Raw genomic sequence first — 20,082 nt, forward strand, 5'->3', positions numbered from 1 at the left:
ATGCGCACCATTCCAGCCCTTATCATCCTTGCCGCCGGTTCGGCCGCCCTGGCCGGTTGCGGCAGCAGCGGCGTGTTCAATCGCGATCGTCCGGATGAAATGGCCGTGCAGCGCCAGGCGCCGCTGGCCGTGCCCCCCGATTTCGCGCTGGAACCGCCGCAGCCCGGCGCCCCGCGCCCGATCGAGGGCAGCGCCAGCCAGAAGGCGCTGGAAGCGCTGTTCGGCGCGCCCGATCCGCGCACCGGCCTGGAAACGAGCTCGCTCGAACGCGCGGGCCGGGCCGATCCCGGCATCCGCTCTTCGGTGGGCGACGAGAACACGCATACGGTGTCCAAGGGCACCGTCACCCGCGACATCCTGGCCGCACCGCAGGCCGACGGCGAGGCCGCGCGAGCCTTGATCCCGGGCTGATCCGGGAAGCTTTCCGAAGGAAATCAAGGGCCGCATGATGCGGCCCTTTCCATGTCAGTCTTCTGCCTGGTGAGCCTTGGGCAGCAGGCCCACCAGCAGCTTGTCGATCTTGCGCCCGTCCATGTCCACCACTTCGAAGCGCCAGCCCTGCTCCTCGAACACTTCGCCTTCGACCGGCAGCTTCTTGAGGATGGACAGCACGAAACCGGCGGCGGTGGCGAATTCCCGGTCTTCCGGCAGGTCGATGCCCAGCCGCTCCGCCAGCTCGTCCGCCGGGGTCGCGCCGGATACCAGCAGGGAGCCGTCCTCGCGCTCGACCAGCAGCGGCTCGTCGCCCTCGTCCTGGCTGCTCACGAACTGGCCGACCAGCGCGGTCAGCAAATCATTGGGCGTGACCACCCCTTCCAGATGGCCGTATTCGTCATGCACCATGGCCATCGCGACATCGGATTGCTGCAGGATGCGCAGCGCATCCATGGCGTCGAGCTGATCCGGCACGATCTCCGTCTTGCGCAGCAGATCGCCCAGGCGCGGCGCCTTGCCCGCCAGCAGGGTGGCCATCACCTCGCGGACCTTGACCACGCCCACGATCTCGTCCGGCGAACCGTCGGCCACCGGCAGCAGCGAATGCGGCGTCTCCTCGATCGCCTCGCGGATCTGCTCCACCGTCGCGCCCAGGTCGATCCAGTCCAGCTCGATGCGCGGCGTCATGACCTCGCGCACCGGGCGGTCGGCCAGCCGCATCACGCCCGCCATGATCGCGCGCTCCTCCTCCTCCAGCACGCCGGAGCGGGTCGCTTCCGCGAAGATCATCTGCAGCTCCTCGGCGGACAGGCCGTGCTCGCCGCGATGGCGGATGCCGAGCACCCGCAGCAGGAAGGATGACGAACGATCCAGTGTCCAGACGAACGGCGCCGCCACCTGGGACAGCACCACCATCGGCCGGGACATCAGGGTCGCGATCGGTTCCGCCATGCGCAGCGCGAACTGCTTGGGCACCAGTTCCCCGATCACGAGGCTGAAATAGGTGGTCAGCGCGATGACGAGCGCGAATCCGGCCTCATCCGCATATTTCTGCGGCAGGCCCAGCCAGGCCAGCCGCTCGCCCACCGGCCCGCCCAGGCTGGCGCCGGAATAGGCGCCGGCGATGATCCCGACCAGGGTGATCCCGATCTGCACGGTGGAGAGAAACTTGCCCGGGTCCGCCGCCAGCGCCAGCGCGGTCCTCGCGCCGCGGCTGCCGCTATCCGCCGCGATCCGCAAGCGGGCCTGCCGCGCGGAGACGATCGCCAGCTCCGACATGGAAAAAATTCCGTTCAGCAGGATCAATGCCGCGATGATGAACAGGTCTGGCCAGGGGAAAGGTGTCACGATGACATGCCGCTAGCAGATTTGTCCGGACGAGCGAAGAGCCGCTGTTCGGCTCAGGTCATCCCATATGCCACAAAAACAGGCCTATGCGGAATTTTCGGGAACTGGCGTGACGATCTGTGCGTTTGTGCGCATAAGTTGAATTGCCGGGTAACCGGGTGGCTGCCACGATTCGCCTGCAAGCCGTCCAGCGCCCTGTCTCGAGTTGGAACCAGTCAATCAAGAGGATGTCGATCTTATGAAGAAGTCCCGCATTCTGATCTCGGGCGTGGCCGCCCTGTCGCTCGTATCGCTTTCCGCCTGCGTCACCGATCCCAACACCGGCGAGCAGAAAGTCTCCCGCACCGCCATCGGCGGCGTCGGCGGCGCTGCGCTGGGCTATCTGCTCGGCGGAATCATCGGCGGCCAGACCGCCCGGATCGTGGGCGCGGGCATCGGCGGCGTCGCCGGCGGCGCCATCGGCTACAAGATGGACCAGCAGATCAAGGAGCTGAAGGAGCAGACCGCCGGTTCAGGCGTGGATGTGACGGAGACGCCCGATGGCAAGGCCATCCTGGTCAATCTGCCCGACGGGGTGACTTTCGCGGTCGACAGCACCACCATCAGCCCGTCCTTCCAGAGCACGCTGGACCAGATCGCGACCAGCCTGAAAACCTATCCGGACAGCCTGATCGACGTTTACGGCCATACCGACTCGACCGGCTCGGACACCTATAACCAGGGCCTGTCGGAACGCCGGGCCAAGGCCGTGGCCGATTATCTGGCGATGCGCGGCGTTTCCTCCGCCCGTATCCGTTCGCAGGGCTTCGGCGAGCAATATCCGGTGGCGACCAACGAAACCGCCGAGGGCCGCGCCCTGAATCGCCGGGTCGAAATCAAGATCACGCCGATCAGCCAGGAAGAAGTGAACGCCGCCAAGGGCCAGTAATTCCGCCAGCCGATGGCAGCGAAGGGGGCCGGTCCATTGCGACCGGCCCTTTTTCCATGGGGGTTCAGCCCGCCTCGCGCGCGGCCCGGTCCGCCAGCCGCGCCACCGCGGCGGCGTGAATATCCGGGGCGCTGACCAGCAGCCCGAAGGCGCGCGGATCGTGCTTGTTGTAGTTGAGCGGCTGCCCGAAGGCGTCGCTGACCGCGGCCCCCGCTTCCCGCGCGATCAGAGTGGCGGCGGCGATGTCCCATTCGAAGCCCCAGCGCAGGGTCGCCACCAGATCGGCCTCGTCGGCCGCGACCATCGCCACCCGCAGGGCGATGGCATTGGGCTTGTCCACCAGGGTGAGGTCCGCATCGTCCTGCGCCAGGTGATCCGCCGGCACCCGCGCGCCCGGGAATCTTCGCCTCCTGCTCGCGCGCAGGGGCGAGCCGTTGCGCACCGCGCCCTGCCCCGCCACAGCCGACCAGAATTCCTCGCGCGCCGGCGCGGCCAGCAGGCCGATCAACGGACGTCCGGCGCTGACCAGAGCCACGGAAACCGCCCAGCCGCGCCGTCCGCGCACGAAATCGCGGGTGCCGTCGATCGGGTCGACCAGCCAGATCAGCCCCTTGTCGAGCCGGTCGGCATTGTCGGCGGTTTCCTCTGAAAGCCAGCCCGCCGCCGGCAGCAGCGCGGACAATTCGGACTTGAGGAAGGCGTTCACTTCCAGGTCCGCGGCGCATACCGGATTGCCCGGAGTCTTTTCCCAGCTTTCCACCCGATGCCCCGCGCCGGGCCAGCTGGCGATCGCGATCTGCCCGGCTTCGCGGACAATTTCTTCGAGGCGCTCGCTGTCGATCATGCAATACATTTGCAATGGGCGCTGTCGGGGCACTTTTCAAGACGCCCAAGCTGTGCTTAGGGGCAGGCGAAGTTTTTCGGCCCGATCCCGGGGCGTCTCTCATCAGGAAAGCGGACCTCATGAACATTCACGAGTACCAGGCCAAGGAACTGCTTGCGAAATTCGGTGTCGGCGTTCCCGCCGGCCACGCCGCGCTGACAGTGGAAGAAGCCGTGGCGGGGGCGAAGAAGCTGCCCGGGCCGCTCTATGTGGTGAAGGCGCAGATCCACGCGGGCGGCCGCGGCAAGGGCAAGTTCAAGGAGCTTGGCCCCGATGCCAAGGGCGGCGTGCGCCTCTGTCGGAGCATCGAGGAAGTGGAAGCGAACGCCCGCGAAATGCTGGGCAACACGCTGGTCACGGTGCAGACCGGCGAAGCCGGCAAGCAGGTCAACCGCCTCTACGTCACCGATGGCGCCGACATCGCCAAGGAATATTACCTGTCCATGCTGGTCGATCGCAAGACCAGCCGGATCGCCCTGATCGTATCCACCGAAGGCGGCATGGACATCGAGGAAGTGGCGCATTCGACGCCCGAGAAGATCACCACCATCACCATCGACCCGGCCGAAGGCTTCATGCCGCACCATGGCCGCGCCGTGGCCTTCGCCCTGAAGCTGTCGGGCGATCTCAACAAGCAGGCCCAGAAGCTCGCCGCCCAGCTTTACGAGGCGTTCAACGCCACCGACATGTCGATGCTGGAGATCAACCCGCTGATCGAGACGACCGACGGCAGGCTGCTGGTGCTGGACGCCAAGGTCAGCTTCGATTCGAACTCGCTGTTCCGCCATCCCGACATCGAAGCCCTGCGCGACGAGACGGAGGAGGACCCGGCCGAGGTCGAGGCGAGCAAATACGATCTCGCCTATATCAAGCTCGATGGCAATATCGGCTGCATGGTGAACGGGGCGGGCCTCGCCATGGCGACGATGGACATCATCAAGCTCAACGGCGCCTTCCCGGCCAACTTCCTCGACGTCGGCGGCGGCGCCTCGAAGGAAAAGGTGACGGAAGCCTTCAAGATCATCCTGTCCGATCCGGCGGTGGAAGGCATTCTCGTCAACATCTTCGGCGGGATCATGAAGTGCGACGTGATCGCCGACGGCATCGTGGCCGCGGCCAAGGACGTCAACCTCTCCGTTCCGCTGGTGGTCCGGCTGGAAGGCACCAATGTCGAGAAGGGCAAGGAAATCCTGAACAATTCCGGGCTGCCGATCGTCTCGGCCAACGATCTGGGCGATGCCGCCCGCAAGATCGTGGCCGAAGTGAAGCAGGCCGCCTGAGCCGGCCCACCGAGCCGAGCCACGCCGCGCCATGCCTTACCACTTGCCCTGGACGCCCATTTCGGTCTAACGGGAAAACATACACCAGTTTACAATATCCGGAGTAGAAGCCATGAAGGTACTCGTCCCGGTCAAGCGGGTCATCGATTACAACGTGAAGCCGCGGGTGAAATCCGATGGTTCCGGCGTTGATCTCGCCAATGTGAAGATGAGCATGAACCCCTTCGACGAAATCGCCGTGGAAGAGGCGATCCGTCTGAAGGAAAAGGGCGCTGCCGAGGAAATCATCGTCGTCTCGATCGGCCCGGCCAAGGCGCAGGAAACGCTGCGGACCGCGCTGGCGATGGGCGCGGACCGGGCGATCCTGGTGCAGACCGACGAGGATGTCGAGCCGCTGGCCGTCGCCAAGATCCTGAAGGCCGTGGCGGAAGCGGAAGGCCCCGGCCTGGTGATCCTGGGCAAGCAGGCGATCGACGACGACTCCAACCAGACCGGGCAGATGCTGGCCGCGCTGCTGGGCCGCCCGCAGGGCACCTTCGCCAATGAGCTGACCATCGACGGCGGCAGCATCACCGTGAAGCGCGAGATCGACGGCGGCCTCGAGACGGTGAAGCTCGCCCTGCCCGCGATCATCACCACCGACCTGCGCCTGAACGAGCCGCGCTATGCTTCGCTGCCCAACATCATGAAGGCGAAGAAGAAGCCGCTCGATGAGAAGACCCCGGCCGATTACGGGGTGGACATCACCCCGCGCCTCAAGACGCTGAAGGTCACCGAGCCGCCGGTCCGCCAGGCCGGGATCAAGGTCGCCGATGTCGACGCGCTGGTCGGCAAGCTGAAGGAGTTGGGGATCGCCTGATCCCCGCACCCGCACACAGGATTCAAGGACAAGACGATGAAAACTCTCGTTTGGGTCGAACACGACAACACGTCGGTCAAGGATGCCACGCTTGCGGTCGTCACCGCGGCAGGCAAGCTGGGTGAAGTGCATCTGCTGGTCGCGGGCGCAGGCTGCGCCGCCGTGGCGGATGAAGCCGCGAAGATCGCTGGCGTCGCCAAGGTGCATCTGGCCGACGATGCTGCCTATGGCCACGCACTGGCCGAGAACGTCGCGCCGCTGATCGCGCAGCTGATGGGCGATCACGACGCCTTCCTCGCGCCCGCCACCACCACCGGCAAGAACATCGCGCCGCGCGTCGCCGCGCTGCTCGACGTCATGCAGATCTCCGACATCCTCTCGGTCGAGGGCGAGAAGACCTTCACCCGGCCGATCTATGCCGGCAACGCCATCGCCACCGTCGAATCGAGCGATCCGAAGCTGGTCATCACCGTGCGCGGCACCGCCTTCGAAAAAGCCGCCAACAGCGGCGGCTCCGGCACGGTCGAGGCGGTTTCCGGTCCGGGCGATGCCGGCCTGTCCAGCTTCGTCGGTTCGGAACTGGCGAAGTCGGAACGTCCGGAACTGACCAGCGCCAAGATCATCGTGTCGGGCGGCCGCGCGCTGAAGGATTCGGCTACTTTCGAGCAGGTCATCTTCCCGCTTGCCGACAAGCTCGGCGCGGGCGTGGGCGCCAGTCGCGCGGCGGTGGACGCGGGCTATGTGCCCAACGATTTCCAGGTTGGCCAGACCGGCAAGATCGTCGCCCCCGAAGTCTATATCGCCGTGGGCATCTCCGGCGCGATCCAGCATCTGGCCGGCATGAAGGACTCCAAGACCATCATCGCCATCAACAAGGACGAGGACGCGCCGATCTTCCAGGTTGCCGATATCGGCCTGGTGGCGGACCTGTTCAACGCCGTGCCGGAACTCGTCGGCAAGCTTTGATTTTGGCTTCACTGCATCAATGCAACGAAAAACCCGGTCCGACATGGCCGGGTTTTTTGTTTGCGGCCGTCCCTGCGTAAAGTTGGCCTGCATGCCCGAGGGAGGAAAAAGCTCTTGAGGAACATCGTTTTAGCGAGTGTCTACGCCTTGCTTTTTGCAAGCCAGCCCGCGATGGCCAAGAAGCCGCCACTCAGATTGGCGCCTAATTCGCAATGGATACTCGACTACGCCAAGGATAGCTGCAGGCTGGTCAGAAAGTTCGGCGAAGCAGATCAAGAAAGCCTGCTTTCGCTGGAGCGCTTTGGGCCTACCGACCAATTCTCACTTTGGCTTTTGGGTAAGCCGATTCGCCAGTCGAGCGAAGGGTTCAAGCTCACGGTGCGCTTCGGGCCGAACGAGGCTGAGCAATATCCCGATTATTATATGGGAAAGGGATCGAACGGAAAGCCCAGCCTGGTTTTCACCAGTGCGCTAAGGATTGCTGCCTTTCCCAAGAAAGACACAGCTTCGGCTGACTACGAAAAATGGCGGCAACGTCTCCTGATAACCGAAGAGCAAGAAAAAGCCGTCACGGAGTTTATCATCAGCAAAAGCGGTGCACGTGACATCGTTTTCGAGCTTGGTTCGATGGGCGAGCCATTCGCCGCTATGCGGAAATGCACAATGAATCTCGTCGCCGGATGGGGCTTGGACCCGGAAGAGCAAGCCAAGCTCGCCCGTAGACCATCACCCATTACCTCTCCAGGCAAGTGGATCGATTCAAATGATTACCCCTATCTCAAGCTGATGATAGGCGAACGCGCAATTGTCCATTTCAGACTGAATGTCAGTGCCAATGGCGAGGTAACGGATTGCCACATCCAGAACGGTATCGGCGACAAGGTCTTCCAGGATACTGTCTGCCGCGAGATGAAGAAGCACGCGCATTTCGAGCCAGCCCTGAACGAGAAGCTGGAGCCGGTGCAGTCCTACTATCAGAATACGGTCCGATTTAACATTCCGCCCCGGTAGGAATCCAAACCGCACAGTCACAGCCATCCGTCCACCGTGTGGATCGTCACGCCGACCAGCCCGCCGACCAGCGTGCCGTTGACCCGGATGAACTGCAGGTCGCGGCCTACCGCGCTTTCGATCCGCCCGGTCACGGTCCGCGCATCCCAGCGCTTCACCGTGTCCGAGACCAGCGTCACGATCTGCCCGCCGTAGCGGGTGGCCACGCCCACCGCCGTGCGCCGGGCGAAGCGGTTGATCTGGAGCTGCAGGGCCGGATCGTCGCGCAGAGCCTGCCCCAGTTCCGACAGCGCATCGCCGAATTGCCCCGCCAGCGCGGCATCGGGATCGCGCGCAAGGTCGATCAACGCGCGCCTGATCCGCTCCCACACCCCTTCCCACCAGCGGGCGAGGGCCGGATTGTCGAGCAATTCATGCTTCATCCGCTCCACCCTGGCCTGCATCGCCGGATCGTGCCCCAGATCATGCGCGAATCGCTCCAGCCCTTCCTCCACCTTGCGGCGCAGGGGATGATCGGGATCGACGATGCATTCCGCGATCAGCTTGTAGAGCCCGTCCAGCACGGCATTGGCCAGCCGCTCGTCCAGCCCGGTCAGCCGCAGCAGGGCATGGGCGCGCTGGTGGATCATGCCGCGGACCAGCTCCTCATTGGCTTCCAGCGTGGCGCCGGCCCAGCGCAGGATGCTCTCCAGCAAGGGCAGATGCCGCTTGTCCGCGATCGCGGCCTCCAGCATCTGGCCCAGCAGCGGCGCGATTTCCAGCCGGTCGAGCTGGCCCCGCAATCCGGCCTTCACCTGCCCGCCGAGCCGTTCGGGATCGAGCGATTCGAGCACTTCGGCGAACAGCTCCGCCGCGCCCGCGCGAATCCGGGATTGCCCGCCGCCGGTGGGAGCGGACAGGAAATTCCCGGCCGCGAGCGCCAGGTTCATCGCCCGCAATCGCCGCGCCACCACCGCAGGCGTCAGGAAATTGTCGCGCAGGAACGCCGCCATCGTATCGGCGATGCGATCCTTGTTCTCCGGTATGATCGCGGTGTGCGGGATCGGCAGGCCGAGCGGGCGGCGGAACAGGGCGGTGACGGCGAACCAGTCCGCCAGGCCGCCGACCATGGCCGCCTCGGCAAAGGCCAGCGCATAGCCCCAGGCCGGATGCACGCCCTCATAGCGCCTTGCCACCAGGAACAGCGCGGCCATCGCCAGCAGCAGCCCGGTGGCGACCATCCGCATATGGCGGGCGCGGTCGTTCGCGGGAAAGGCCGGAAGGGAAATTCGGCCCGACATCCGCGCTATTCGGCAGGCTGCGCGGGTGCGCGCGGCTCGGCGTCGCCGGGGCGATAGGTCAGGAAACGGCGGCGCAATCCGGGGCCGATCCGCTTCTCGAACCCGTCGGCGAGGCTGAACCCGGCCGGCACGATCAGCAGAGTGAGCATGGTGGACAGGATCAGGCCGCCGATCACCGTGGTGCCCATCGGCGCGCGCCACGATCCGTCGCCGGAAAGCGAAATCGCGGTGGGAACCATGCCCGCCGTCATCGCCACCGTCGTCATGACGATGGGCTGCGCGCGCTTGTGCCCGGCGTCGAGGATCGCTTCCAGCTTCGGCACGCCCTTTTCCATTTCCTCGATCGCGAAGTCGATCAGCAGGATGGAGTTCTTCGCCACGATCCCCAGCAGCATCAATATGCCGATATAAACCGAGATCGAGATCGGCTGCCCGATCAGGGCGATCGCTATAAGGCCCCCCAGCGGCGCGAGCAGCAGCGAGGTCATGTTGACCAGCGGCGACACGAAGCGCTTGTAGAGCAGCACCAGCACCGCGAAGACGAGGAAGATGCCGCTGATGACGGCATTGATGAAATTCTGGATCATCTCGCCCTGCCACTTCGCCTCGCCCACTGGCGCGGTGCCGACCCCCGGGGGAAGGTTGCGCATGATCGGCAACTGCTGGATCTTCTTTTCGGCCGGCCCGGCGACCGCGCCATCGGCCAGATCCGCGCCGATGATGACGCGCCGCGCCTGATTGTAGCGCTGGATCTGGGTCGGCCCCGCGCCGAAGCGGATTTCGGCCACGCGCTTGAGCGGCACCGATGCGCCGCTGGCGGTCGGCACGGGCAGGTTTTTTATCGTGGCGATGTCGCGCCGGGCATATTTGGGGAGAATCACCCGGATCGGCACTTGCCGGTCGCTCAGCGAGAATTTCGCCGCCGCCTGGTCGATCTCGCCCATGGTGGCGATGCGGATCGTCTGGCTGAGCGCGGCGGTGGTCACCCCAAGCTGCGCGGCCAGATCGAACCTTGGCACGATCACCAGCTCCGGCCGCTTGAGATCGGCGTCGAGGCGCGGGGCGACCAGTTCCCGGATGCCGCGCATCTGCCCGACCAGGGTATGCGCGGTTTTCTCCAGAAGCTCCGAATCGGAGCCGGTGAGCATCACCGTGATGTCCCGCCCGCTGCCGACACCGTCCGACTGCGACACGAAGCTCACCCGCGCATCGGCGATGTCCTGCAGCTGGGGAGTCAGCCGCCGCTCGAATTCGTAGCTCTTGGCGTCCCGCTTCTCGGAAAGGGTGATGTAGAGATCCGCCCCCGCTTCCCTCACCACCCCGATCACCCGCGCGACTTCCGGCTGTTTCTCCAGCACCGCGATCACTTCATCGCTCACGGCCTCGGTCTGTTCGAGCGTGGTGCCCGGCACCATCTCGATCTTGGCCTGGCTCCAATCCTGGTCGGCATTGGGCTGGAACTGCTGCGGGATCAGCCCCATCAGCAGGCCGGTAAGGACCAGCGCCCCGACGCCGACCCCCAGCATCCAGACCCGGTGGTCGCGCAACCGGGCGCCAAGCGAGCGGAGCAGGCCCGGCCGGTCGGCTGTGCGCGCGCGATAAGCCTCGGCGCGGGACTGGTCGAGCGACCAGCGCAGGATCTGCATGTAGCGATCCATCATGCGGCCCTCGCCGTGGCTCGCCTCGCCCTGGGCTTTCAGGAAATAGGCCGCGACCATCGGCGTGACCATGCGCGCGACGGCAAGGCTCATCAGCACCGCCGCGACCACGCTCAGGCCGAAATTCTTGAAGAACTGCCCGGAAATGCCCGGCATCAGCCCCACCGGCAGGAACACCGCCACGATGGAGAAGGTGGTGGCCACCACCGCCAGGCCGATTTCGTCCGCCGCGTCGATGGCCGCCTGATAGGCGCTTTTGCCCATGCGCATATGGCGCACGATATTCTCGATCTCGACGATGGCGTCGTCCACCAGCACCCCCGCCACCAGGCTGAGGGCCAGAAGGGAGAGCGAATTGAGCGAGAACCCCATCAGATCCATGAACCAGAAGGTCGGGATGGCGGAGAGTGGGATGGCGATCGCGGAAATGATGGTGGCCCGCCAGTCCCGCAGGAAGAAGAACACCACGATCACCGCCAGGATCGCGCCTTCCACCATCGCTTCCAGCGAGCTGGCATATTGCCCCTTGGTGTAATTGACGGTGGTGAACAGCGAGGTGAAACTGACCCCCGGATTCTCGGCCTTTATCTTGGCCATCTCCTCCATCGCGGCGTCGTAGACCGTGACGTCGGACGCGCCCTTGGCGCGCTGCAGGCTGAATGTGACCACCTGGCGGCCCTTCAGCTTGGCGATGGAGGTCTGTTCGGAATAGCTGTCGGACACTTGCGCGACATCGCTCAGCTTGATGGTGCGCCCGTTGCCCAGGCTGATCCTGGTGTTCGAGAGATTATAGGCATCGGCGGCATTGCCCAGCACGCGCACGGACTGGCGGGAGCCGGCGATCTCGGCGCGGCCGCCGGCCGCATCCACATTCACCTGGCGCAGGACATCGTTCACCTGCGCCGCCGTCACCCCGAGCGACTGCATCCGGGCCGGATCGACCATCACCCTGATCTCGCGATCGACCCCGCCGCCGCGGCTGACCGCCGCCATTCCGGTGATCCCCAGCAAGCGGCGCGCGATGGTATCGTCCACGAACCAGCTCAACTGCTCCATGGTCATGTCGTCGGCGCTGACCGCGAAATAGCCGATCGGGCCGCCGCCCGCTTCGACCTTGGTGATCTGCGGCTCGAGAATGCCTTCGGGCAGATCGCTGCGGATCTGGTCGACCGCGTTCTTGACCTCGTTCACCGCGTCGTTCGGATCGGTTCCGATCACGAACTGCACAATGGTGAGAGAGTTGCCTTCGCTGGCTGTCGACTGGATTTCATCGACCCCGCTGATCGAGCGGACCGCGGCTTCCACCTTTTCTGTGATCTGGGTGGTGATTTCGGAAGGGGCCGCGCCCGGCTGCACCACGGTCACGGTCACGGCCGGAAAGTCTATATCCGGCATGTCGTTCACATCCATCCGGCTGAACGACACGATCCCGGCGATCATCAGGCCTATGAACAGGATGATCGGAACGACCGGATTGCGAATCGACCAGGCGGAGATGTTGCGCAAACCCATGGCGTGCTCGCCTAGCCGCCCCCGGACTTGACGAGGCGAGGCTTGACCCTGTCGCCTTCCGAAAGGAACCCGCCCGCGCGCAGGACCACGCGCTCGCCGCCGGTCAGGCCCTGCACGATCGCAATCCCGTTCTCCGTGACCAGGCCGGTCTTGACCGGGCGGCGGATGACCTTGTCATCCTTGCCCACGATCAGCACGAAGCTGCCCTTCTCGTCGGACTGGATCGCGGATTCGGGCAGGAAGGGCGCAATCACGGTGCCGCTGCGGATGCTCGCGGAAGCGAACCCGCCGGGCCGCAGTTCCGGGGCGTAGGACAAGGCGATCCGCGCCGTGCCCTGCCGGGTCTGTTGCTCGATGGTCGGGGAAAGCTGCCAGATCTGCCCGGCGAAGCTCTTCTCCGTGCCGATAGGCGTCACCAGCGCGGCGGCGCCGACGGAAAGCTTGGCGAGATCCTCCTCGCTCACCCCGGCAAGCAGCTCCAGTTCTCCCCCGCGGGCAATGCTGAACAATATGCCGGAGCCGCCGCCGACGACCTGCCCCGGCTCGACATTCCTGGTAAGCAGCAGGCCGGCGTCGGGAGCCGTGATATTCAGCCGCGCGCTCAGCGCCCGCAATTCCCCGAGCTGCGCCTGCGCCTGCTTCACCCGGGCATCGGCGGCATCCCGCGTGGCGCGCAAGCGGTCGACATCCGCCTTGCTGATAAACCCTCGATCGGTGAGCTTCAGCCCGCGATCGAGGTTGGCCTGGGCCAGCGCGGCATCGGCCCTGGCAATATCGACCTGCGCGGCCTGCGCCGCGATCTGCTGCGATTGCACCGACCTGTCGATCACCGCGAGCACCTGGCCCTGGCGGACCCATTGGCCCGCATCGACCGGCACCGATACCACGCGCCCGCCCTCGCCCACCGAACCGACCGGCAGTTCGCGCCGGGCGGCAAGCGTGCCGGTGGCTTCGATATTGCCGTCGATCGAGCTTGCCGTCGCCGTGACCACGCTGACCACCGGCAATTCCGAAGTTCCCGAATCCTCGGTGCCGCTGCCGCCGCCTTTCAGCAGGAACGCGGCCACGATCAGCACCGCAAGCGCGATGCCGGCCGCGATCAGCAGCCTGCGGCGGCGGCCTGCGGCGGCATATCCCCCTTGGGAGAGCTTTCCGCCCTGGTCTGTCTCGATAGGAGCCTCGTAATTCATCGTCCGGTCATCTAGGTGCCAAACACCATATCGGGCCGGACTATCCGGCATTTCCCCGCCTTATATGCTGCGGCTGCGAGTGGCAACGCGATAGGGAACCGCACCCCGGAAAGCAGACGCATTCCCAGCCCGCAAGCCGCAACGGGGGACGCGACCGGCCGGCCACGCCCCCCGTCAGAACACGGCAGGAAAACGCCGCCAGGCCCGCTCCTATTCCGGTTGAACCGGAACGAGCCTGGAATTTACCTGCTTTCCGTGATTTCCGGGCCGGCAAGTGATTCCACTTGCGTCGAAATCACTCTAGCGGACGCGGCCCCGCTGGATCAGATTGACGATGGCCAGGAGGACGACCGCCCCGATCACGGCAATGATCAATCCGGTCAGCGAGAATTCCTGCACACTGCCGCGAATGCCGAAGAGCGGACCCGCAAGGGCGTTGCCGATCACCGAGCCGACACAGCCCACCACAATGTTCCAGAAGATGCCCATGGAGGCGTCCCGGTTCATGACCAGGCTGGCAAGCCATCCGGCAATGCCACCCACAACTAACGCGATAATCCAACCCATCGGCCATTCCTCCTGTTTGAGCTTATGAAAAAGACTCCACCTGCAATGCTTATATGCGCTTGTCGTTCCGGCCGCCCCGCCATTTCTGCCGAGGGCAAGCCGCACAGGGAACCTATAGCAAGGCGCAGGGCCTGTCCATCGACCCCCGTCCAGCCCCCCGACCATGCAAAAAGGGCCGGCAATGCCGGCCCCTTCACGCATCCCCAAGGATGGGCTGTCAGTATTTCAGCTGCCGCTCGTAGAGATCGCGATAATGCTGGATTCGAGTGACCCGCAGGCCCTGCATTCCCGAACGGTCGACCGCCCGCTGCCAGGATGCGAATTCTTCCAGCGAAAGGCTGTAGCGTTCCAGCACTTCGTCGATCGTCAGCAAGCCGCCATTGACCGCGGCCACCACCTCGGCCTTGCGCCGGACGACCCAGCGCCGCGTATCGGGCGACGGCAGGCTGTCGATCGTCAGCGGCTCGCCAAGCGGGCCGATCACCTGAGCCGGCCTGATCTTCTGGTTTTCAATCATCCTGTCCTCGGTCGTCGGAACTATCTTGCTGCGCAGTGCCTTTCGCTCTGCCTCGAGAGGCTTTGCTATTGCCTAAAGCATTTGGGTTAACGCCGGGTATGGACTCTTCGAATTCTTTCAGATGGAGCGCGGCATCGGCGGCAAAGCTGGCATCCGGGCCGTTTTGGCGCAGGCCCATGACCTTGCGCAGATCGCGCGCGGCGGCGAGGCGGGCGCGCAATTCCTCCCATGACAGCAGACGCAGGCTTTCGCCTTCCTCTGTCCGTTGGCGCGCGCCGGCAAGGCGGCGAGAGTTCATTTTGTCCTCGAACATCGCCTCCGCTTAGACCGAATATGGTCAAGAACAGGTAAAGCCCGCCTTTACCTTCGGTTAGGGTTAGCGCCGTGGGCTTTGCGAGGATGCGCGGACCAGTGTATGGGCGGCCATCATGCCCGCTCTGGCCACAACCGCGCTTCCCGCCGATCCCATCGGCCTGTTCGACCTGCCCCGCCCGGCGGCACGGTCGCGGATCGTCGTGGCCATGTCGGGCGGCGTGGATTCCTCGGTGGTCGCAGCGCTCGCCGCCGCCAGCGGCGCGGAAGTGATCGGCATCACCCTGCAGCTTTACGATTACGGCGCGGCCACGGGGCGCAAGGGCGCGTGCTGCGCCGGCGACGACATCCGCGATGCGCGCGCCGTGGCCGACCGGCTCGGAATCGCCCATTACGTGTTCGATCACGAATCCGCCTTCCGTGAAGAGGTCGTGGAGCGCTTCGCCGACGATTATCTGTCCGGCCGCACCCCGATTCCCTGCATCCGCTGCAACATGGGGCCGAAATTCACCGACCTGCTGCGCATGGCGCGGGAACTGGGCGCCGATTGCCTGGCGACCGGCCATTACGTGCGCCGGGTGAACGGCCCGGCCGGGCCGGAGCTGCACCGCGCGCTCGATCCCGCCCGCGACCAGAGCTATTTTCTTTACGGCACCACGGAAGACCAGCTCGGCTTCCTGCGCTTCCCGCTGGGCGGGCTGCCCAAGCAGGACGTGCGCGCGCTGGCGGCCGACGCCGGGCTGCGCGTGGCCGCCAAGCCCGACAGCCAGGACATCTGCTTCGTGCCGGATGGCGACTATGCCAGGATCGTGCGCGGCATCCGCCCCGAAGGCGCGCTGCCGGGGCCGATCGTCCATGCCGCGACCGGCGAGGTGTTGGGCGAGCACAAGGGCATCATCCATTATACCGTGGGGCAGCGGCGCGGGCTGGAGATCGGCGGGCAGGCGGAACCGCTCTACGTCGTCGCGCTCGATGCGGAGAAGGCGCGAGTGCTGGTCGGCACCAGGGCCTTGCTGGCGGTCGGATCGGCGCGAATCATCGAAACGAACCGGATCGGCCCGCTCGACCCATCCGATCCCGCCCCGCGCCTGACCGCCAAGGTCCGGTCGCTGGCAAGGCCCGTTCCCGTCACGCTGCATGGCCACTTGGGCGAAGGGGCCGCCGTGGACATCCGCTTCGACCAGCCGGAATACGGCGTCGCGCCCGGTCAGGCGGCGGTGCTCTATCAGGGCGACCGGGTGGTCGGCGGCGGCTGGATTGCCGGCACCGAGGCGGCGCATAGCTGAAAGCGGAGCGCGGCTTCGGCTCCTGCCGTCCAGTCAATCAGTCGTCCCAAGGCTCCAGCACGCAGCCCCATCCTTCGCGGTAATAGGCCGTTTGCCGCGCCAGCATCGGCACGCGCGCGGTCACGCTCTGGTTGTCCTCGTCTTCGCTGAGGAACAGCATCCCCGGCCCATCCTCGACATCGATCGCGGCCCGGCACTCGCGCAACGGCAGGCCGGAGACATAGCGGCAGGTGCAGCCGATTCGCGCGCCATAGGCCGCCCCGATCGTGGAATAGCCCCCGATCGACTCGCGATAGGCAAAGGCGACCACCCCGGCGCACAGCGCCAGGCCGACGACCGCAAGTGCCGGCGGCGACAATCTGCGGCGGGAGCGTTTCTTTGCGGTTGCCATCGAACCCTGCATACGGAAGAGATGCGCCGCGATGAAACGGCCCGCCCCCCATATCCTCTCGGTTGCCTTGCGGCCAGCCCTGCTGCTGGCGCCAATCGCCCTGCTGGCTCTTGCGGCCTGCGGTCAGGCGGGCGGCTCGGCCGAACCGCCGGTGAGCGAAACCGCCCTGGCAGCCGTCTCGGCCAATCCCGGCGCGCCCCGCGCCCCTCTCGCCCGCGCGGTGGATGCCCTGTTCACCGCGGACGGCATCGGCGAAACCGACGCGGTGATCGTGATGCACAGGGGCGAAATCGCGGCGGAGCGCTATCGCGAGGGCTATGGTCCCAAGACCCGTTTCCTCGGCTGGTCGATGTCGAAGACGGTCACCGCCCTGGTCATCGGGATGCTGGTATCGGACGGGCGGCTGCATCTCGATGAATCGCCGCCGATCTCGCACTGGCGCCGGACAGGCGACCCGCGCGGCGAGATCACCCTGAAGCAATTGCTGCAGATGCGCTCGGGGCTGCGCCATACGGAACAGACCGATCCGCCCTATCGCGCCGAAACCGCGCGGCTGCTGTTCCTCGACGGGCGGGACGACATGGCGGCCGAAGCGGAGGCCGAGCCGCTCGAGGCGGAGCCGGGGCGCAAGTTCGAATATTCGACCGCCACCAGCATCATCCTGGCCGACATCGCCACCCGCGTGCTGACGCAGAGTGAAGATCCGGCCCGGCGCCAGAAGGCCATGTCGGAATTCCTCTCCGCCCGGCTGTTCGGCCCGCTCGGGCTGCACTCCATGATGGCGGAATACGACGCCGCGGGAACCATGATCGGCGGCGCGATGATCTCCGCCAATGCGCGGGACTGGGCGCAGCTGGGCGAATTTCTCCGCCACGGCGGCAGCGTGAAAGGCTCGCAGATCCTGCCGCGAGGGTGGATCGACTTCATGCGCAAGCCATCCCCTCGCGCCCCGGATTACGGCGCGCATCTCTGGCTCAACCGTCCATCCGGCACGGATCGCAGCGTCCTGTTCGCCGAACAAGGCCCGGCCAGCGCGTTCGCGGCGATCGGGCATCTCGGGCAATATGTGATCGTATCGCCCGGGCAGCGGCTCACCATCGTAAGGCTGGGCAAGACCCGGGAGGAAGAGCGGGCGGCGCTGGTGGCGCGGCTGGCCGAGATCTCCGTGCTTTACCCGGCGAGCTAACCCTCCCCCAGCCGGAAACGCGCTTCCATCACCGTGAAGCATTGTCCGCCCAGCCACACGCCATCCCCTTCCAGCCGGCACGCGAGACGGCCGCCCCGCGCCGATGCCTGACAGGCCGAGAAAGCCATGCGCCCCAGCCGGGCCGCCCAGAACGGCGTGAGCGCGGCATGGGCGGAGCCGGTCACGCTGTCTTCCGGCACGCCCGCGCCGGGCACGAACACGCGGCTCACCACGTCGCTTTCACTCCCTTCGGCGGTGCAGATGAACTGATGCTCGCCCAGCGCGGCAAGGCCCGGCAGATCGGGCCGCAGCCCGCGCACCGCGGCTTCGTCCTCGAACAGGAAGATCGTGTAGCCATCGGGATTGCTCCAGCACTCCAGCGGCGTAGCGCCCAGCAGTTTCTCCGCCTCGGGCCATGACGCAGGCTGCGTGGCGATAGCGGGCAATTTTAATTCATACCCTTGCGCCAGGCGCCGCACGTCGAGGACTCCGGCGCGTCCCGTGCGGAAGCGCACCTCGCTCGCCTCCCGGTCGCTCTGGAGCAGCACATGCCCCGCCGCCAGCGTGGCATGGCCGCACAGGCGCACTTCGCAGGCGGGGGTGAACCACCGCAGCTCCCAGTCCGCCGCATCGCCGGCATCGGCGACCAGAAAGGCGGTTTCGGCGAAGTTGTTCTCTTCGGCAATGGCTTGCAGCAATTCGTCATGCGGCCATCGGTCGAGCAGCATGACCGCCGCCTGATTGCCCGAGAAGGGGCGGTCGGCGAAGGCATCGACATGCCAGTAGGGTATCGAGCCGGTCATGTCTCAGGCCTTCCGGACCCGCGCGGCAGGATGTTGGATGGCCCTGGACCGGGATCGACATGCCCTTCCGGATCGGGATGAATGATGATCTCCACATCGGGAAATTCGGCTTTCAGCTTCGCCTCGATCTCTTCCATGATCCGGTGCGCTTCCCGCAAGGGGAGATTGCCGTCCACCCAGACATGGAACTGCGCGAAATCGCGCTGGCCGGACGTGCGCGTGCGCAGATCGTGGACCCCGCGCAATTCGGGGTGCCGGGCCAGCGCCGCCAGCAGCCGCTGTTTCTTCTCTTCAGGCCATTCCCGGTCCATCAGATTGTCGACGACCCGCCGCGACGCCCCCCACGCCCCCCAGGCCAGCCAGAGTGCGATGAGCAGGCCGAACACCGGGTCCGCCCCCGCAATGCCGCCATATTGATCGAGCGCCAGCGCCGCGATCACCGCGAGATTGAGCAGCAGGTCGGACTTGTAGTGGAGATGATCGGTGGCGATGGCGAGGCTGCCGGTGCGGCGAATGACATGGCGCTGCCAGGCCAGCAATCCGAGCGTCGCCACCATTGCCACCAGCGACACCGCTATGCCGCTTTCGGCCGCTTCCGGGCGCGCGCCCTCCACGAACTGGCCGATGGCGCGAACCGCGATCCCGAACGCCGACAGGGCGATCAGCACGATCTGGATCATCGCGGCCAGGGCTTCCGCCTTGCCATGCCCGAAGCGATGGTCCTCATCGGCGGGCATCGCCGCGATCCATACGCCGGCAAGGGTGGTCAGGCTGGCGACCAGATCCAGCGCCGTATCCGCCAGGCTGCCCAGCATCGCGGCGGAGCCGGTGGACCAGGCGGCCCAGGCTTTCAGCAGGACGAGAAATACCGCCACAGCTATGCTGGCGAAGGCCGCGCTCCGGTTCAGCCGCCCATGGTCGGCCATGGATCTCACGGATACAGCAGCATGCTGTTCCAGCCGCCGCCTTCGCGGAAGAACTGCCTGCGCTCATGCAGGCGATGGGGCCGGTCCAGCCAGAACTCGATCCGCTCCGGCGCGAGCCGAAAGCCGGTCCAATGCGACGGACGTTCGACATCGCGCCCCTCGAAACGCTGCCGCGCCGCTTCGTAGCGGTCGAGGAAAGTCTCGCGCGCATCGAGCGGAGCGGACTGGTCGGACGCGACCGCGCCCAATTGCGAATCGCGATGGCGGCTGGCGAAATAGGCATCGGCCTCCGCCGCACTCACCGGAGCCAGCGTGCCTTCGATCCGCACCTGCCGGCGCAGCGACTTCCAGTGGAACAGCAGCGCGGCGTTGGGATTGGCCGCGAGTTCGCGCCCCTTCCGGCTGCGGGAATTGGTATAGAACACGAAGCCATCCGGCCCATGGCCCTTGAGCAGCACCATCCGCACCGAAGGAAGGCCGTCAGGCGTGGCGGTGGCCAGAGCCATCGCATTCGAATCGTTCGGCTCGCTTTCCCGCGCCTCGGCGAACCAGGCCGCGAAGATGGCGAAGGGATCGTCATGGGGGATGGCGTCAGCCGCCTGTTCAGCCTGCATCGCTGTTTCCTGTATGAGAGGTTGACAGAGTTGACACTGTCCTGATCGAAAAAACCAGACCCGCGCAACCGCCCGGAACAGCGCGCGAAACGCGCCGGGCGGAACGGTCGATAAAGGCCGGAGAAAAGCGC

20 protein-coding genes are annotated in these 20,082 nt (G+C 65.8%); 8 read left to right on the top strand and 12 right to left on the bottom strand.

Annotated features, from left to right (window positions below; all coding sequences use genetic code 11):
* Nucleotides 1-411 carry a DUF3035 domain-containing protein gene (locus tag U8326_RS12720; protein WP_324740736.1) on the top strand — a complete coding sequence of 137 codons (411 nt, stop codon included), beginning with the start codon at nt 1-3 and terminating at the stop codon, nt 409-411.
* Between the two features lie 54 nt (nt 412-465).
* On the opposite strand, the gene U8326_RS12725 is transcribed toward U8326_RS12720, so the two are convergent.
* A complete protein-coding gene (locus U8326_RS12725; RefSeq protein WP_324740739.1) occupies nt 466-1,782 on the bottom strand; it encodes a hemolysin family protein in 1,317 nt (438 codons plus the stop codon).
* A gap of 238 nt (nt 1,783-2,020) precedes the next feature.
* Between U8326_RS12725 and U8326_RS12730 the strand changes: the two genes are divergently transcribed.
* Entirely contained in the window at nt 2,021-2,710 is a 690-nt protein-coding gene (locus tag U8326_RS12730; protein ID WP_324740740.1) for an OmpA family protein, read from the top strand.
* A 64-nt stretch (nt 2,711-2,774) separates the two neighbouring features.
* Here the strand turns inward: U8326_RS12730 and U8326_RS12735 are convergent, their stop codons facing one another.
* Entirely contained in the window at nt 2,775-3,554 is a 780-nt protein-coding gene (locus U8326_RS12735; RefSeq protein WP_324740741.1) for a 3'(2'),5'-bisphosphate nucleotidase CysQ, read from the bottom strand.
* Between the two features lie 119 nt (nt 3,555-3,673).
* On the opposite strand from U8326_RS12735, the gene sucC reads away from it, so the two are divergent.
* From sucC to U8326_RS12755, 4 genes are all read left to right on the top strand, one after another.
* The gene (gene sucC, locus U8326_RS12740) at nt 3,674-4,873 is read left to right on the top strand and encodes an ADP-forming succinate--CoA ligase subunit beta (RefSeq protein ID WP_324740742.1); all 1,200 of its coding nucleotides are present in this window, start codon (nt 3,674-3,676) and stop codon (nt 4,871-4,873) included.
* Nucleotides 4,874-4,985: 112 nt separating this feature from the next.
* A complete protein-coding gene (locus tag U8326_RS12745) occupies nt 4,986-5,732 on the top strand; it encodes an electron transfer flavoprotein subunit beta/FixA family protein (RefSeq protein WP_324740743.1) in 747 nt (248 codons plus the stop codon).
* A gap of 36 nt (nt 5,733-5,768) precedes the next feature.
* Nucleotides 5,769-6,698 carry an electron transfer flavoprotein subunit alpha/FixB family protein gene (locus tag U8326_RS12750; RefSeq protein ID WP_324740744.1) on the top strand — a complete coding sequence of 310 codons (930 nt, stop codon included), beginning with the start codon at nt 5,769-5,771 and terminating at the stop codon, nt 6,696-6,698.
* 114 nt (nt 6,699-6,812) lie between these two features.
* The gene (locus tag U8326_RS12755) at nt 6,813-7,709 is read left to right on the top strand and encodes an energy transducer TonB (RefSeq protein WP_324740745.1); all 897 of its coding nucleotides are present in this window, start codon (nt 6,813-6,815) and stop codon (nt 7,707-7,709) included.
* A gap of 17 nt (nt 7,710-7,726) precedes the next feature.
* Here the strand turns inward: U8326_RS12755 and U8326_RS12760 are convergent, their stop codons facing one another.
* The 6 genes from U8326_RS12760 to U8326_RS12785 form a co-directional block, all read right to left on the bottom strand.
* Nucleotides 7,727-8,935 (bottom strand): DUF445 domain-containing protein, encoded by a 1,209-nt coding sequence (locus tag U8326_RS12760; protein ID WP_324743609.1) that lies wholly within the window; start codon nt 8,933-8,935, stop codon nt 7,727-7,729.
* Between the two features lie 59 nt (nt 8,936-8,994).
* Nucleotides 8,995-12,159 (bottom strand): efflux RND transporter permease subunit, encoded by a 3,165-nt coding sequence (locus U8326_RS12765; RefSeq protein WP_324740746.1) that lies wholly within the window; start codon nt 12,157-12,159, stop codon nt 8,995-8,997.
* An 11-nt stretch (nt 12,160-12,170) separates the two neighbouring features.
* Entirely contained in the window at nt 12,171-13,349 is a 1,179-nt protein-coding gene (locus tag U8326_RS12770) for an efflux RND transporter periplasmic adaptor subunit (protein WP_324740747.1), read from the bottom strand.
* 300 nt (nt 13,350-13,649) lie between these two features.
* Entirely contained in the window at nt 13,650-13,916 is a 267-nt protein-coding gene (locus tag U8326_RS12775; RefSeq protein WP_324740748.1) for a GlsB/YeaQ/YmgE family stress response membrane protein, read from the bottom strand.
* Nucleotides 13,917-14,133: 217 nt separating this feature from the next.
* Nucleotides 14,134-14,433, bottom strand: a complete 300-nt coding sequence (locus U8326_RS12780; protein ID WP_324740749.1) for a DUF1153 domain-containing protein — start codon at nt 14,431-14,433, stop codon at nt 14,134-14,136.
* Nucleotides 14,426-14,746 carry a hypothetical protein gene (locus tag U8326_RS12785; protein WP_324740750.1) on the bottom strand — a complete coding sequence of 107 codons (321 nt, stop codon included), beginning with the start codon at nt 14,744-14,746 and terminating at the stop codon, nt 14,426-14,428. Before U8326_RS12785 ends, U8326_RS12780 begins: the two co-directional genes overlap by 8 nt.
* Before the next feature lie 115 nt (nt 14,747-14,861).
* Here U8326_RS12785 and mnmA point away from each other — a divergent pair, with 115 nt between their 5' ends.
* Complete coding sequence (mnmA, locus tag U8326_RS12790) at nt 14,862-16,031, top strand: tRNA 2-thiouridine(34) synthase MnmA (protein ID WP_324740752.1); 1,170 nt, start codon at nt 14,862-14,864, stop codon at nt 16,029-16,031.
* A gap of 37 nt (nt 16,032-16,068) precedes the next feature.
* On the opposite strand, the gene U8326_RS12795 is transcribed toward mnmA, so the two are convergent.
* Nucleotides 16,069-16,389 (bottom strand): hypothetical protein, encoded by a 321-nt coding sequence (locus tag U8326_RS12795; protein ID WP_324740753.1) that lies wholly within the window; start codon nt 16,387-16,389, stop codon nt 16,069-16,071.
* A gap of 64 nt (nt 16,390-16,453) precedes the next feature.
* On the opposite strand from U8326_RS12795, the gene U8326_RS12800 reads away from it, so the two are divergent.
* A complete protein-coding gene (locus U8326_RS12800; protein WP_324740755.1) occupies nt 16,454-17,608 on the top strand; it encodes a serine hydrolase in 1,155 nt (384 codons plus the stop codon).
* Here U8326_RS12800 and U8326_RS12805 read toward each other — a convergent pair.
* The 3 genes from U8326_RS12805 to pdxH are packed head-to-tail and all read right to left on the bottom strand — an operon-like array spanning nt 17,605 to nt 19,951.
* A complete protein-coding gene (locus U8326_RS12805; RefSeq protein ID WP_324740756.1) occupies nt 17,605-18,411 on the bottom strand; it encodes a PhzF family phenazine biosynthesis protein in 807 nt (268 codons plus the stop codon). The genes U8326_RS12800 and U8326_RS12805 overlap by 4 nt on opposite strands.
* The gene (locus tag U8326_RS12810; protein ID WP_324743610.1) at nt 18,408-19,337 is read right to left on the bottom strand and encodes a cation diffusion facilitator family transporter; all 930 of its coding nucleotides are present in this window, start codon (nt 19,335-19,337) and stop codon (nt 18,408-18,410) included. The genes U8326_RS12805 and U8326_RS12810 overlap by 4 nt, the downstream gene beginning before the upstream one ends.
* 5 nt (nt 19,338-19,342) lie before the next feature.
* Nucleotides 19,343-19,951 (bottom strand): pyridoxamine 5'-phosphate oxidase, encoded by a 609-nt coding sequence (pdxH, locus tag U8326_RS12815; protein WP_324740757.1) that lies wholly within the window; start codon nt 19,949-19,951, stop codon nt 19,343-19,345.
* Nucleotides 19,952-20,082 lie beyond the last annotated feature (131 nt).

The sequence above is a fragment of the Tsuneonella sp. CC-YZS046 genome (genome assembly GCF_035581365.1).
Lineage (GTDB): Bacteria > Pseudomonadota > Alphaproteobacteria > Sphingomonadales > Sphingomonadaceae > JAWKXU01.